At 72.9% G+C, this 13,294-nt stretch carries 14 protein-coding genes; 11 read left to right on the top strand and 3 right to left on the bottom strand.

The window, feature by feature from the left end; translation table 11 throughout:
• The first annotated feature begins 43 nt into the window (after positions 1–43).
• From ACFV04_RS13435 to ACFV04_RS13405, 7 genes are all read left to right on the top strand, one after another.
• On the top strand, positions 44–631 hold the full coding sequence (locus ACFV04_RS13435) for an RBBP9/YdeN family alpha/beta hydrolase (RefSeq protein WP_380346207.1): 588 nt from the start codon (positions 44–46) through the stop codon (positions 629–631).
• Between the two features lie 179 nt (positions 632–810).
• The gene (locus ACFV04_RS13430) at positions 811–1,707 is read left to right on the top strand and encodes a LysR substrate-binding domain-containing protein (RefSeq protein ID WP_380346205.1); all 897 of its coding nucleotides are present in this window, start codon (positions 811–813) and stop codon (positions 1,705–1,707) included.
• Positions 1,708–1,833: 126 nt separating this feature from the next.
• A complete protein-coding gene (gene dmpI, locus ACFV04_RS13425) occupies positions 1,834–2,016 on the top strand; it encodes a 4-oxalocrotonate tautomerase DmpI (protein WP_380528957.1) in 183 nt (60 codons plus the stop codon).
• Between the two features lie 247 nt (positions 2,017–2,263).
• Positions 2,264–3,370 (top strand): threonine aldolase family protein, encoded by a 1,107-nt coding sequence (locus tag ACFV04_RS13420; RefSeq protein WP_380528956.1) that lies wholly within the window; start codon positions 2,264–2,266, stop codon positions 3,368–3,370.
• A gap of 172 nt (positions 3,371–3,542) precedes the next feature.
• Positions 3,543–4,124 carry an NADAR family protein gene (locus ACFV04_RS13415; protein ID WP_380346199.1) on the top strand — a complete coding sequence of 194 codons (582 nt, stop codon included), beginning with the start codon at positions 3,543–3,545 and terminating at the stop codon, positions 4,122–4,124.
• Complete coding sequence (locus ACFV04_RS13410) at positions 4,121–5,278, top strand: hypothetical protein (RefSeq protein WP_380528954.1); 1,158 nt, start codon at positions 4,121–4,123, stop codon at positions 5,276–5,278. Before ACFV04_RS13415 ends, ACFV04_RS13410 begins: the two co-directional genes overlap by 4 nt.
• A 68-nt stretch (positions 5,279–5,346) precedes the next feature.
• Entirely contained in the window at positions 5,347–6,480 is a 1,134-nt protein-coding gene (locus ACFV04_RS13405; protein ID WP_380528952.1) for a hypothetical protein, read from the top strand.
• Positions 6,481–6,590: 110 nt separating this feature from the next.
• Here ACFV04_RS13405 and ACFV04_RS13400 read toward each other — a convergent pair whose 3' ends face one another.
• The gene (locus ACFV04_RS13400; RefSeq protein WP_030233601.1) at positions 6,591–7,973 is read right to left on the bottom strand and encodes a glycine--tRNA ligase; all 1,383 of its coding nucleotides are present in this window, start codon (positions 7,971–7,973) and stop codon (positions 6,591–6,593) included.
• A 194-nt stretch (positions 7,974–8,167) separates the two neighbouring features.
• Here ACFV04_RS13400 and ACFV04_RS13395 point away from each other — a divergent pair, with 194 nt between their 5' ends.
• The 4 genes from ACFV04_RS13395 to ACFV04_RS13380 are packed head-to-tail and all read left to right on the top strand — an operon-like array spanning position 8,168 to position 11,384.
• Positions 8,168–9,229, top strand: a complete 1,062-nt coding sequence (locus ACFV04_RS13395) for a metal ABC transporter substrate-binding protein (RefSeq protein WP_380528972.1) — start codon at positions 8,168–8,170, stop codon at positions 9,227–9,229.
• A 15-nt stretch (positions 9,230–9,244) separates the two neighbouring features.
• A complete protein-coding gene (locus ACFV04_RS13390; protein WP_360248761.1) occupies positions 9,245–10,009 on the top strand; it encodes a metal ABC transporter ATP-binding protein in 765 nt (254 codons plus the stop codon).
• Positions 10,006–10,938, top strand: coding sequence for a metal ABC transporter permease (locus ACFV04_RS13385; RefSeq protein WP_360248758.1), 933 nt, complete (start codon positions 10,006–10,008; stop codon positions 10,936–10,938). Before ACFV04_RS13390 ends, ACFV04_RS13385 begins: the two co-directional genes overlap by 4 nt.
• A 35-nt stretch (positions 10,939–10,973) precedes the next feature.
• Complete coding sequence (locus tag ACFV04_RS13380) at positions 10,974–11,384, top strand: Fur family transcriptional regulator (RefSeq protein ID WP_189918013.1); 411 nt, start codon at positions 10,974–10,976, stop codon at positions 11,382–11,384.
• A 112-nt stretch (positions 11,385–11,496) separates the two neighbouring features.
• On the opposite strand, the gene ACFV04_RS13375 is transcribed toward ACFV04_RS13380, so the two are convergent.
• Together ACFV04_RS13375 and recO are read right to left on the bottom strand one after the other, a co-directional pair.
• Positions 11,497–12,330 (bottom strand): isoprenyl transferase, encoded by an 834-nt coding sequence (locus tag ACFV04_RS13375; protein WP_380347018.1) that lies wholly within the window; start codon positions 12,328–12,330, stop codon positions 11,497–11,499.
• A gap of 4 nt (positions 12,331–12,334) precedes the next feature.
• Complete coding sequence (gene recO, locus ACFV04_RS13370; protein WP_360248752.1) at positions 12,335–13,081, bottom strand: DNA repair protein RecO; 747 nt, start codon at positions 13,079–13,081, stop codon at positions 12,335–12,337.
• Positions 13,082–13,294 lie beyond the last annotated feature (213 nt).

Genomic DNA, 13,294 nt, shown 5'->3' with positions numbered 1-13,294 from the left:
CGAAACGCTACGGATCGTTTTAATTCAGGGGAGTGAATCGACCATGAGCGAGATCGTGGTGGCGCACGGCTACGGCGCGAGTGACGACAGCGTCTGGTTCCCGTACCTCACCGAGCAGTTGGCGAAGGCCGGGCACCGGGTCACCGTGCCCCGGCTGCCGGAGACCGAAGCCCCGCGCCTGCAGCCGTGGCGCGAGGCCTACGGCGAAGCCGCGCTCGCCGCGGGCCCGGCCGAATCCACCGTCCTGGTCGGGCACAGCATCGGCGGGGTCAACGTGCTGCGCTTCCTGGAGCAGCACGACCCCGAGGCGAACGGGGTGTTCGCGGGCGTGCTGCTGGTGTCGGCCTCCGCCCACCCCGTCGGGTACGAGGCGCTCGCCTCCTTCTTCGAGGACGAGTTCGACTGGGAGCGCATCCGCCGCTCGGCCCGGGAGTTCCGGATCCTCCAGGCCATGGACGACCCGGTCAACCAGCCCGACCCGGCCGAGCACGTCCGCCTCTTCGTCCGGGGCCTCGGCGCGACCGCCGTCGTGACGCCCACCGGCGGCCACTACGGAGCCGCCCCGGACGACCACGTCGAGGTCCCGGAGGCCGTCCGGCTGGTCACGGAGCTGCTCGCGGCCCGGCCCTGACCCGACCACCGAAGGCCGCAGGCCGCGGACCGAGGACCGCGGACCGCGGACCGAGGCCGTCGGGCGAACGACGGCCACCGCCCGGCGGCCCACGCCCGCCAGTCCGCCCAGCCCGGCAGCGGGGACCGCCTCCGGGCCTGCGACCATGGGCCCGTCGGCACATCGAGCAGGGGGGCCGCATGGAGCTACGGCAGCTGCGCTGCTTCGTCGCCGTGGCCGAGGAACTGCACTTCGGCCGGGCCGCCGAGAAGCTGCTGCTCGGCCAGCCCGCCGTCAGCCAGCAGGTCCGGCGTCTGGAAAGGGAGTTGAAGGTCGAGCTGTTCGACCGCTCGCCCCGGCACGTCCGGCTGACCGCGGCCGGCGAGCGTTTCCTGCCCGCCGCCAGGAACGTCCTGACCGCCGAGGGCGCCGCCCGCGCCCTCGCCGCCGACCTGGCCGCACCCGCCGTGCTCCGACTCGGTACGGTCACCGGACTCGGCGACCGGCTCGACCTGATCCTGGACACCTACCAGCGCCGGGCCCCCGACGTCCACGTCGAACTCCACTCCGCCCCGGTGCGGGACCGGCTCGCCCGACTGGCCGACGGCCGCCTCGACGCCGCCTTCGTGCGCGGGGCCGTCCCCGGGAGCAGCACCGACCTCCGCTTCCTGCCCGTCTGGCAGGACGAGTTGGTGCTCGCGCTCCCCGCCCGGCACCCCCTCGCCGACCGGCCCGAGGTCGACCTCGCCGACCTCGCCGACCTGCCGCTGCGGCTGACCGAACACCGCAACCACCCGGCGCTGGTGGACCTGGTGACGGACGCCTGTGCGCGGGCCGGCTTCGCCCCGGTCCTCGGCCCGGTCCACGGCAGCCTGCAGGACACCCTGGCGTCGATCGGCACCGGCACCCCGATGTGGACGGTGGTCTACGCCGCCAACGCCCGGATGACCAACGCCCACCGGGTCGCCTTCCGCCCCTGCCGCACCCCGCTTGCCCTGCCGACCTCGCTCGCCGTGCGGCGCTCCGCCCCGCTCCCCCGGCTGCTCCTGGAAGCCTGCCGACAGACGCCCCCGAGCTGCGACGATCAGGATTCGTGATCGCTGCCGGAGCGAATCGGGTCTGGGTGCGGGCGGCCCGATCGGATGGACTGTTCCCAGCCGGAGCACCCGGCGACGAGGCCCGGCAGGAATGCCCGGCACGGAACACCCGATCAGGAGCCGAAGATGCCCATCGTCACCATCCAGCAGGGCCCGCGCGACGTCGAGCAGAAGCGCGAGCTGGTCCGGAAGGTCACCGAGGCCTTCGTGGAGGCACTGGAGGTCCCCGCCGAGAGCGTGTACGTCTGGATCCAGGAGTACCAGGCCGAGAACTGGGGCGTCGCCGGCAAGCTCACCGCCGACCGGTGACCTGAAAACCGACGAGGGGATGCCGCCGCTGCGCCGGTCGGCGAGGCGCCTGCGGCTGCCCGGGACCGTCGGGAGGTCGCCGGTCACGGCAGGCGTGAACCAGCCGGCCTCGAAGGACTCGTCGGAGGCGCGGAGCCCGCCGTCGGCGGGGCCGGCGAGCAGGCGGACGGGGCCCCGACGGTCCGGCGCCGACGACCTGCGGGAAAAGCAGTTGGTCCGTTCCTGCCACCGGTCCGACAATCACCGGATGACCGATGACCAGAGCGAGCTCCACCGGCGGCGCGCGGCCCGCATGTCCTGCAAGCGGTTCCTCTCCGGCGACCGCGCCCTCAGCATCCGCGAGCGCCTCGCCCGGCTCGCCGCCCTGGACGGCCTGGACGTCCTCCCCGACTTCTACGGCAGCGACGGCCCGGTGCGCGAGCTGGAGGAGCGGACCGCGGCGCTGCTGGGCAAGGAGGACGCGGTCTTCTTCCCCACCGGGACCATGGCCCAGCAGGTCGCGCTCCGCCACCACGCCGAACGCACCGGCAACCCGGCCGTCGTCCTCCACCCGCTCAGCCACATCGAGCGGCACGAACGCCACGCCTACACCCAGCTCACCGGTCTGCGCGGCCTCTGGCCCACCACCGAGCTGCGCCAGCCCACGCCGGAGGAACTCGCCGCGCTCGGCGAACCCTTCGGCACCCTGACCGTCGAACTCCCGCTGCGCGACCCGGGGTTCCTCCTCCCCACCTGGGACGAACTGACCGAACTCGTCGCGGCGGCCCGCGGGACCGGCGCCCGGGTGCACTTCGACGGCGCGCGCCTCTGGAACACCACGGTCCACTTCGGCAGGCCACTGGACGAGATCGCCGCCCTCGCCGACAGCGTCTACGTCTCCTACTACAAGGACCTCGGCGGCATCAGCGGAGCGGCACTCGCCGGGGACGCCGCTCTCACCGCCCACGCCCGCACCTGGCGCCACCGCTACGGCGGCCAACTCTCCCAGCAGTGGCCGGCCGCCCTCGCCGCCCTCGACGGCCTGGACACCGTCCTCCCACGCGTCGCCGGCCACACCCGGCACGCCGCGTCCCTCGTCCCGGCCCTGGCCGCACTCCCGGGAGCCCGCGTGTACCCGGACGTCCCGCCGACCCACGACTTCCAGCTCTGGCTCCCGCACCCGGCGAGGGCCCTCAACGCCGCGCACCTCGCGCTCGCCGAGCAGGAGGGCATCTGGTTCGTCCCGCACTGGTCGGACGCCGCCCCCGGCCTCGCCATGGCCGAGGTCCGCCTCGCCGGACCGGCGCGGGAATGGACGGCGGACGAGGTGACGGAGGTCGGGCTGCGCTTCCTGGAGCTGGCCGCGGCGGGCTGACGGCATCGGCGGGCGGGCGCGCCACCCCAGGCGTGCCGGCGCACCACCCTCGGTGTACGGGCGCACCACCCTCGGTGTACGGGCGCACCACCCTCGGCGTGCGGGCGTGCCCCCGAGGTGGTGCGCCGCAACCGGGTCGCTACCCCCCGACCCTTTGTGTCACTATGACGATATGAGCGAGATGCACGTGGGGGACCCCGCCGCCGTCCGGAGCCGCGAGGAGCTGGCCGCGCTGACGGCCGGCGGGGTGCACCCGAAGTGGGTGATGTTCTGGGGGCACACCGCCCGCAACGGCGGTGGCGGCACCCGGCAGGAGTGCCTGAGCCAGTGGTGGCCCGGCGAGTTCACCGTCGACGGGGTGACGTACGCGTCCGCCGAGCACTGGATGATGGCCGGCAAGGCCCGGATGTTCGGGGACGAGGCCGTCGAGCGGCAGATCCTGGCGGCCCGGACGCCCGCCGAGGCGAAGAAGCTGGGCCGACTGGTCGAGGGCTTCGACGACGAGACCTGGGTGGCCGGCCGCTTCGAGCTGGTCGTGGCGGGCAACGTCGCGAAGTTCGGACAGGACGAGACGCTGCGCACGTACCTGCTGGGCACCGGCAGGCGGGTGCTGGTCGAGGCCAGCCCGGTGGACCGGATCTGGGGCATCGGGCTCGCGGCGGACGACATCCGGGCGCAGCGGCCCGACGAGTGGCGCGGGCTGAACCTGCTGGGCTTCGCGCTGATGGAGGCGCGGGCGCGGCTGGCCGCGTGAGCACGGTCGCGCCGCTGCTGAACGGGACGGTGGTGGTCTCGGCCGCCGCCTCCCTGGTCCTGGTGCCGGGGGTGCTGCGGGCCGGGCCCCGGCCGCCGAGCCGCACAGGCCGCACGGGCTGTTCAGGCCGAACGGGCCGCACGGGCCGCACGGGCCGGATCGGCCCGGAGGCGGCCCTCGCCGCCGTCGTCGCGCTCGTCTTCGTCAACCAGGTCCTGGTCGCCGTCTACGTGAACCGGGTGCACGGCGGGGACGCCTCCTTCATCGCCCGCTACCTGCCGCCGGGCTGGTTCGACGTCCCCCGCCTCGACTCCCTCGCCGCCCGCTTCCCCGCACCCGAGCTGCTGGCGCCCTCCGTCCTACGGGTGCAGGCCTGCCTCGAACTGCCGCTGGTCCTGCTGGCGTTCGTCTCCGTCGTCCGGCGGCTGGACCGCGACCTGTACGTCCGGCTGGCCCGTTCGCCGCTGGTGCCGCTCGCCGCCGTCTCGTACACGGTGGCGTTCTGCGCGATCGAGTGGGACCTGCGGAACCCGTACACCGTGGACGACCTGGTGCTGCGCGTGCTCTCGGCCGTCGTCACGCCGCCGCTGATCGACCGGCTGGCCCGGCGCGAACCCGCGGTCGGGAGCCCTCCCCGCAATCCGTTCCTCTTCGCGCTCGACCTGTGGGCGTACGGCCAGTTGATGCTGGTGCTGTACGACACCGCGCTGCTCTACAACCTGGCCCGGCTCGGCGCCCACCTCCTCCCCGCCGCGGCCGCGGCGGCGGTCCTCACCGCAACCCGCCTGTTCCGCCGCTCCGCGACCTCACCGACCGGCCCGTACGTCGCCACGCTCGCGGCGACCATCGGCCGGGCGCTGGCGCTCTTCCTCGTGCCCGCCCTGGCGATCCGCTACGCGCAGACCTTCGCCACGCCCCGACTCGCCGCACTGGCGGGCCTGGTGGTGATCGGCGCGGCCGCCCGGCGGGACACCGTACGCCTCCTGCTTCCCGCCGTCGCCGCCACGGCGGTCGGTTGCGTCGTCGCCGTCCTCCTCCCGGGGCCCTACTACGAGGCGACCCTGCTGCGGAGCGCGACCGGCGCACTTCTTGCCGCGACCGCCGTCTGCGCGCTCCTTGACACCACTCGGGCACGACTGGTCGTGCGCTCTTAACTCCCCAGCCACATACCGACGTCAGGATGTCCTGCAGTCAGGGTCTGGATGGACAGGTTGGGGCGATCATGCGCATGCGGCCGACGGCACAATCCGCAGGCCAGCAGCTGGAGGGCGAGCACCAAGCCGCCGAACTCCGCGCAGAGCTGGACGAGTTACTCCGCGCGAGCCGCTACGCGAGCCAGCGTGAACGGCGACTGAACGAGGCGATCCGGGCCAGCCCGGGGCGGCAGCGGCCGGACGGCGACCTGCTGCGGCAGCTCGCCCAGGCCCGCACCCTCCGCGAGGGGCTGGGCGCCCGGTGTCTCCAACTCAGCGACCAGCTGGAGGCGTTGGAGACCCGGCTCAGACACCGGCAGCAGCGGGAACAGGAACCACCGCAGTACCGCCGGCAGCCTCCGGACCCCGGGCCCGAACCGGAACCCGCAGCCCCGAAGGCCCCGCCGCCCCCCGCCCGCCCCGATATCGGCGCCCTCACCGAGCGGATCACCACCCTCCACCGCACCGGCGCCCTCACCGAGGCCGCGGAGCTGCTCGACCAGGCCGCCACCCGCCTCGACGCCGCCGACGCCGCGCTGCTGGTCGGCATGCTCGCCCGGTACGGCCCGACCGGCGCCTCCCTCGACCTCGCCCGCGGCGCCGCGCGATCCACGCCCGAACACGCCGTCGCCGTCCTGGCGGAGCTGCGCGAACTGGGCCTGGCCGAGGAGGCCGCCGCGCTGTTCCACGCCTTCTGGGCCTACCCCGCCGCCTCCGTCCCCGGGCTGCTCTCGGCACTGGAGCGGGCCGGGCAGAACGCCGACAGCGCGACGCTCCTGTGGGAGTGGGGCTCGGCACCGACGCCCGAACTGACCTCCCTCGCCGCCTGCCTCCAGCAGCACGGCCGGCTCGGCGACGTCCGGACCCTGCTGCGCCAGGCCGTCGGCCGCCCCACCGCCGACCTCGCCTCGCTCGCCACCGAGCTGCCGCCCGCGCTCGCCACCGACCTGCTGCACGCGCTGGCGGCGCTCCGACCGCCCGTCGAACTCGTGCGCCTGGCAGCCGCGTTGGACGGTGCCGGCAGCCGGGACCTGTACGGGCAGCTGCTGGGCGCGCTGCTCGCCGACGGCCCCCGCCACCGCGCCACCCTCGCCGCCCTCCGCGCGGCCGGCCTGCCGACCACCCCGCCCGCGGCGCCGCGCTCCCGCTGGGGACGGCGCTAGGGCCCGTCCGGCCGAGGCAGCGGCCGACGCCCGGTGCGTGGAGCAGAAGCAGGAGCCCCCGCCCGCCCCGGTTCGGGGTGGACGGGGGCTCCCCGGCGGGAGGACCCGACCTAGCAGCCGATCAGGCGCGCACCGAGGTACGCCTTGACCTGGTCCAGCGAGACGCGCTCCTGCGACATGGTGTCGCGGTCGCGGACGGTCACCGCGTTGTCCTCGAGGGTGTCGAAGTCGACGGTGACGCAGAACGGCGTGCCGATCTCGTCCTGGCGGCGGTAGCGCTTGCCGATCGCGCCGGCGTCGTCGAACTCGACGTTCCACGCGGTGCGCAGGTCGGCGGCGAGGCCGCGGGCCTTCGGCGAGAGGTCGGCGTTGCGCGACAGCGGCAGGACGGCGACCTTGACCGGGGCCAGGCGCGGGTCGAGCCGCATGCCGACGCGCTTCTCCATGACGCCCTTGGCGTTCGGCGCCTCGTCCTCGAAGTAGGCGTCGATCAGGAAGGCCAGCATGGCGCGGTTGAGGCCGGCCGCCGGCTCGATGACGTACGGGAAGTAGCGCTCGCCGGACTCCTGGTCGAAGTACTTCAGGTCCTGGCCGGACGCCTCGCTGTGCACCCGCAGGTCGTAGTCGGTGCGGTTGGCGACGCCCTCCAGCTCGGAGAACTCACTGCCACCGAAGTTGAAGCGGTACTCGATGTCCACCGTGCGCTTGGCGTAGTGGGAGAGCTTCTCCTTCGGGTGCTCGAAGAAGCGCATGTTCTCGGTGCGCAGGCCGAGGCCGACGTACCAGTCCCAGCGCTGCTGCAGCCAGTACTCGTGCCACTGCTCGTCCTCGCCGGGCTTGACGAAGAACTCCATCTCCATCTGCTCGAACTCGCGGGTCCGGAAGATGAAGTTGCCGGGGGTGATCTCGTTGCGGAAGCTCTTGCCGGTCTGGGCGATGCCGAACGGCGGCTTCTTGCGCGACGTGGTCTGGACGGCCTTGAAGTTGGTGAAGATGCCCTGGGCGGTCTCGGGGCGCAGGAACGCCAGGCCGCTGGCCTCCTCGGTGACACCGAGGTGGGTCTTCAGCATGCCCGAGAAGTCCTTGGGCTCGGTGAACTGGCCCTTGGTGCCGCAGTCGGGGCAGTTGACGTCCTTGAGGCCGTTCGGCGGCGGGAAGCCGTGCTTGGCCTCGTACTTCTCCTCCAGGTGGTCGGCCCGGTGGCGCTTGTGGCAGGAGAGGCACTCGGTCAGCGGGTCGTTGAAGGTGGCGACGTGGCCGGAGGCCTCCCAGACCTCGCGGGCGAGGATCACCGACGAGTCGAGTCCGACGACGTCCTCACGGGCCTGGACCATCGCGCGCCACCACTGGCGCTTGATGTTCTCCTTGAGCTCGACACCCAGCGGCCCGTAGTCCCAGGCGGCACGCGTGCCGCCGTAGATCTCGCTGCAGGGGTAGACGAAGCCACGGCGCTTGCTCAGGCTGACGATCGTGTCGATCTTGTCGGCGGCCACAGTGCTCTCTTCAGTACGTACGGCACGGTCAGGGCACGGCTGGTTGCGCGTACCCGAATACCTCAGGTTACCGGCCATATGGGTACGTGGTTCAAATCGGTATCGTCCGGCGGCCCCCACTCTTCGCCACCTGCCGTTCACCCGTCCGAGTGAGTTGACAATCATTTCCATCTGAGATGAGAATGATTGTCATGATGATCGGACGACGTACCCGCAGCTCCATAGCCCTCGCCGCCACCGCCCTCGTCTCCTCCCTCGTCCTCACCGCCTGCGGAGGCAGCAGCAGTGCCGACAGCGGCAACGGCAAGCTCAAGGTCGTCGCGTCCTTCTACCCGATGGAGTTCCTCGCCCGGCAGATCGGCCAGGAGCACGTCACGGTCACCGACCTCACCGCCGCCGGCGTCGAGCCGCACGACCTGGAGCTCACCGCCAAGCAGGTCGGCGCCGTCCAGAAGGCTGACGCGATCATCTACCTCAAGGGCCTGCAGCCCACCGTCGACCAGGCCGTCGCGCAGTCCTCCAGCAAGCACCGGATCGACGCCACCGCCGCCAGCCCGCTGGTCGACCACCACCTCGACGAGGGCGAGGCGGCCGACGGCCACAAGCACGAGGGCCCGGCCGGCGACCCGCACATCTGGCTCGACCCGACCCGCTACGCGGCGATCGCCAGGAGCGTCGGCGACGAGTTCGCCAAGGCCGACCCGACCCACGCCGAGGACTACCGGAAGAACACCGACGCGCTGGTCACCTCGCTCACCGCGCTCGACCAGGACTTCCGGGCCGGACTGCAGGACACCCGGACCAGGACCTTCGTCACCAGCCACGCCGCCTTCGGCTACCTCGCCGACCACTACGGCCTCACCCAGGTCGCCATCAACGGCGTCGACCCGGAGTCCGAGCCCACCCCGGCCCGCCTCGCCGCCGTACAGAAGGCCGCCAAGGACAACGGCGTCACCACGATCTTCTTCGAGACCCTGGTCAGCCCCAAGCTCGCCGACACCGTCGCCAAGGACCTCGGCCTCAAGACCGCCGTCCTGGACCCGCTGGAGGGCGTCAAGGACACCTCCAAGGACGACTACCTCACCGTCATGAAGCAGAACCTGGCCAACCTCCGGGCCGCCCTCGGCGCCAGCACCACGACCGGCACCGACGCCCCGGCCGCGCCGGACACCCCGGCCGCGAGCAGCACCCCGGACGCCACCCCGGCCGCAACCCCGGCCGGCCAGGACGCCACCACCCCTGCCGCCACCAGCTGACGGGACGCGAACACCATGACCCACGCGATACCCCCGGCCGTCCGCCTCCGTGACGCCGTCGCCTCCCGCGGCGGCCGACCGGTGCTGCGCGGCGTCGACCTCACCGTCCGGCCCGGCGAGGTCGTCGCCCTGCTGGGCGCCAACGGCTCCGGCAAGTCGACCACCGTCAAGACCGTGATCGGCTCCGTCCCCCTGGAGCACGGCACCCTGGAGCTGTTCGGCGCCCCGTACGGCTCCTTCCGCGCCTGGCACCGCATCGGGTACGTCCCGCAGCGCACCACCGCCGCCTCCGGCGTCCCGGCCACCGTGCGCGAGGTCGTCTCCACCGGCCGGCTGCCCCAGCACCGGCTGCTGCCGTTCCGCCGCAAGGACCGCGAGGCCGTGGACCGCGCCCTGGCCGCCGTCGGCATGCTGGAGCGGGCCGGGGACGGCGTGGCCGACCTGTCCGGCGGCCAGCAGCAGCGGGTGCTGATCGCCCGCGCCCTGGTCGGCTCCCCCGACCTGCTGATCATGGACGAGCCGATGGCCGGCGTGGACTCCGCCAGCCAGCAGGTGCTCGCCGAAACCCTGCGCACCGAGGTCGGCCGCGGCGCCGCCGTCCTCCTCGTCCTGCACGAACTCGGGCCGCTGGAGCCGCTGATCGACCGCGCCGTCGTCCTGCGGGACGGCTGCGTCGCCCACGACGGCCCGCCCGTGCCCAACACCGGCCTGCACGCGCTGCCCGGCCACGACCACGTCCACCCGCACGCCGACCTGACCCCGCCGAGGCTGCTCGCATGACCGAGATGCTGTCCTACGACTTCATGCAGCGCGCCCTGCTCGCCGCCGTCCTGGTCGGGATCACCGCCCCCGCCGTCGGCATCTACCTGGTGCAGCGCCGCCAGGCCCTGATGGGCGACGGCATGGGCCACGTCGCGATGACCGGCGTCGGCCTCGGCTTCATCTTCCAGACCAGCCCGGTCTGGATGGCCGTGCTGGTCTGCGTGCTCGGCGCCGTCACCATGGAGCTGGTCCGCTCGCGCGGCAACCAGCGCGGCGACATCGCCCTCGCGATGCTCTTCTACGGCGGCATGGCCTGCGGCAAGCTGCTCGTCTCGCTCTCCGCCGAAGCCGGCGCCGGCTCGCTGGAGAGCTACCTGTGGGGCTCGATCCTCACCGTCGCCCCCGCCGACCTGGCCGCCATCGCGGTGCTCGGCGCGGTGGTCATCGCGGTCACCGTCGGCCTGCGCCGCCAGCTCTTCGCGATCTGCCAGGACGAGGACTTCGCCCGGGTGACCGGCCTGCCGGTGCGCACCCTCAACCTGCTGCTGGCCGTGATGGCCGCGGTCACCGTCACCGTCGCCATGCGGGTGGTCGGACTGCTGCTGGTCAGCGCCCTGATGGTGGTCCCGGTGGTCGCCGCCCAGCAGCTCACCCGTTCCTTCGCCGCCACCCAGGCCGCCTCGATCGCGCTCGGCGTGGTGGTCTCGCTGGCCGGCGTCACCGGCTCGTACCAGCTCGACGTGCCCTCCGGCCCGGCCATCGTGCTGCTCGCCATCGCGGTCTTCGCGGTGTTCAGCGCGCTCGCCGCGCCGCTCGCCCGGCGGCGCCACCGCGCCGACACCGAGCAGGGACCGAAGGTCTGCGACGTCGAACTGCCGGTCCAGTCGCCGGACCGCACTTCCTCCGGCACGACCGCCCCTGAGGGGCGGGCCGGGCTGGCACAATGAGGTGCGAGACGACCACGACCCCAGGAGGACCCACGGTGACCACCGCAGGCCCGTCGCCGCGCGCCCGATCGACCCGGCAGCGTGCCGCCGTCTCGGCGGCCCTGGACGAGATCGCGGACTTCCGCAGCGCGCAGGAGCTCCACGACCTGCTCAAGCACCGCGGGGACTCCGTCGGTCTGACCACGGTCTACCGCACCCTGCAGTCGCTCGCGGACGCCGGTGAGGTGGACGTGCTGCGCACCGCCGACGGCGAGGCGGTCTACCGCCGGTGCAGCAGCGGGCACCACCACCACCTGGTCTGCCGGCACTGCGGCGCCACCGTCGAGGTGGAGGGCCCCGCGGTGGAACGCTGGGCGAACTCCGTCGCCGCCGAGCACGGCTTCAGCGACATCGCGCACACGCTGGAGATCTTCGGCACCTGCGCGGAGTGCGCCAAGAAGGCCTGAGCCCCGCACGCCGTCCGCTCGCGGCCCGCGCACGACGAAGAGGACCCCCGGGATCTGCCCGGTGGGTCCTCTTCGTCGTACGCGGGGGCTGCGCCGGCCCGTCCGGTCGGCGTCAGAACTGGGACGGCCGCGGGGCGGGCAGCTCGTTCGGGATCGCCCCGCCGAAGCGCCGGTCACGCATCGCGTACTGCTCGCAGGCGCGCCACAGGTCCCGCCGGTCGAAGTCCGGCCAGAGCACGTCCTGGAACACGAACTCGGCGTAGGCCGACTGCCAGAGCAGGAAGTTGGAGGTGCGCTGCTCCCCGCTGGGGCGCAGGAAGAGGTCCACGTCCGGCATGTCCGGGTGGTACATGTACTTGGCGAGGGTCTTCTCGTTGACCTTCTTCGGGTCCAGCTTCCCGGCCGCGACGTCGCGGGCGATCCCCTGCGCCGCGTCCGCCAGCTCGGCCCGGCCACCGTAGTTGACGCACATGTAGAGCGTGACGGCGTCGTTGTCCTTGGTGTGCTCCTCGGCGACCTGGAGCTCCTGGACGACGCTCTTCCACAGCTTGGGCATCCGGCCGGCCCAGCGGATCCGCACGCCCATCGCGCCCATCTCCTCGCGGCGGCGGGCGATGACGTCCCGGTTGAAGTTCATCAGGAACTTCACCTCGTCGGGCGAGCGCTTCCAGTTCTCGGTGGAGAAGGCGTACAGCGAGATGTTCTTGACCCCGAGCTCGATGGCGCCGGCGAGGACGTCCAGCACCACGGACTCGCCGACCTTGTGGCCCTCGGTGCGGGGCAGTCCGCGCTCCTTGGCCCAGCGGCCGTTGCCGTCCATCACGATGGCGACGTGGCCGGGGACCAGCTCACCGGGGATCTTCGGGGGCTGTGCGCCGCTGGGGTGCGGGGTCGGGGGCGCGTACGCCCGCTGCTTGCCGCCGCCGAAGAGCCGTCGCGCTGCCATGTGCTCACTTCTCCACGTATCTCATCGAGCGGATGCCCCGCTCCAGGTGCCACTGCAGATAGGCCGCGACCAGGCCGCTGCCCTCCCGCCAGTACCGCGGCTCGCAGGCGTCGGCCGTCCGCCAGTCCCCTGACAACAGCGCCCCGAGCAGTACCAGTGTCTCAGGGGAGGGTACGGCACATCCGGGGACACGGCAGTCCGCGCAGAGCACCCCGCCCGCCTGGAGCGAGAAGAAACGGTTCGGCCCGTCCAGGCCGCACTTGGCGCAGTCGGTGAAGCTCGCGCCGTACCCGTTCACCGCGAGCGACCGCAGCAGGAAGGCGTCCAGTACCAGGTGCGACTCGTGCAGCCCCGCCGCCAGCGTGCGCAGCCCGCCCACCAGCAGCAGGTACTGCTGCACGGCGGGCTCCCCCTCGTTCTCGGCGAAGCGCTCGGCCGTCTCCAGCATCGCCGTGCCGGCGGTGTAGCGGCCGTAGTCGGTGACGATCGACCCGCCGTACGGCGCGATGGTCTCCACCTGGGTGCAGAGCGGCAACCCGCGGCCGACCAACTCACTCCCCCGGCTGAAGAACTGCACGTCCACGTGCGAGAACGGCTCCAGGCGGGCACCGAACTTGGACTTGGTCTTCCGCACCCCGCGCGCCACCGCCCGCACCTTGCCGTGCTGGCGGGTCAGCAGGGTGATGATCCGATCGGCCTCGCCGAGCTTCTGCGCCCGCAACACGACGCCGTCGTCCCGGAAAAGACTCATGGGGACCATTGTCCCCCAGCCGCGGACAACCGCGGACAGCCGTGTTGCCCGCACCGGGGCCGTGGGGGAGGACCACTGCGGTGCGGGTCACGGCGGGCCCGGAGGGGGGTTCGGGCCCGTTTTTGTGGGGGATCTCGGAGATGGTCCACGGGTGGTCGACGGTCGGGGTCGACGGTCAGGGGTGTGACGTGGCCGCAGGGGCCGGGGGTGGGC

The sequence above is a fragment of the Kitasatospora sp. NPDC059599 genome, assembly GCF_042735125.1.
Classification (GTDB): Bacteria; Actinomycetota; Actinomycetes; order Streptomycetales; family Streptomycetaceae; genus Kitasatospora.
Note: the sequence above shows the minus strand (reverse complement) of the source record. Positions and strands in the feature narration are given on the sequence as shown.

Excerpts from the sequence above, each read along its gene's own strand:
- ACFV04_RS13415 (WP_380346199.1), top strand. The coding sequence starts at position 3,543 with ATGAGCGAGATGCACGTGGGGGACCCCGCCGCCGTCCGGAGCCGCGAG.
- ACFV04_RS13430 (WP_380346205.1), top strand. The coding sequence starts at position 811 with ATGGAGCTACGGCAGCTGCGCTGCTTCGTCGCCGTGGCCGAGGAACTG.
- recO (WP_360248752.1), bottom strand. The coding sequence starts at position 13,081 with ATGAGTCTTTTCCGGGACGACGGCGTCGTGTTGCGGGCGCAGAAGCTC.
- ACFV04_RS13405 (WP_380528952.1), top strand. The coding sequence starts at position 5,347 with ATGCGCATGCGGCCGACGGCACAATCCGCAGGCCAGCAGCTGGAGGGC.
- ACFV04_RS13375 (WP_380347018.1), bottom strand. The coding sequence starts at position 12,330 with ATGGCAGCGCGACGGCTCTTCGGCGGCGGCAAGCAGCGGGCGTACGCG.
- ACFV04_RS13420 (WP_380528956.1), top strand. The coding sequence starts at position 2,264 with ATGACCGATGACCAGAGCGAGCTCCACCGGCGGCGCGCGGCCCGCATG.
- ACFV04_RS13395 (WP_380528972.1), top strand. The coding sequence starts at position 8,168 with ATGATCGGACGACGTACCCGCAGCTCCATAGCCCTCGCCGCCACCGCC.
- ACFV04_RS13385 (WP_360248758.1), top strand. The coding sequence starts at position 10,006 with ATGACCGAGATGCTGTCCTACGACTTCATGCAGCGCGCCCTGCTCGCC.
- dmpI (WP_380528957.1), top strand. The coding sequence starts at position 1,834 with ATGCCCATCGTCACCATCCAGCAGGGCCCGCGCGACGTCGAGCAGAAG.
- ACFV04_RS13390 (WP_360248761.1), top strand. The coding sequence starts at position 9,245 with ATGACCCACGCGATACCCCCGGCCGTCCGCCTCCGTGACGCCGTCGCC.
- ACFV04_RS13435 (WP_380346207.1), top strand. The coding sequence starts at position 44 with ATGAGCGAGATCGTGGTGGCGCACGGCTACGGCGCGAGTGACGACAGC.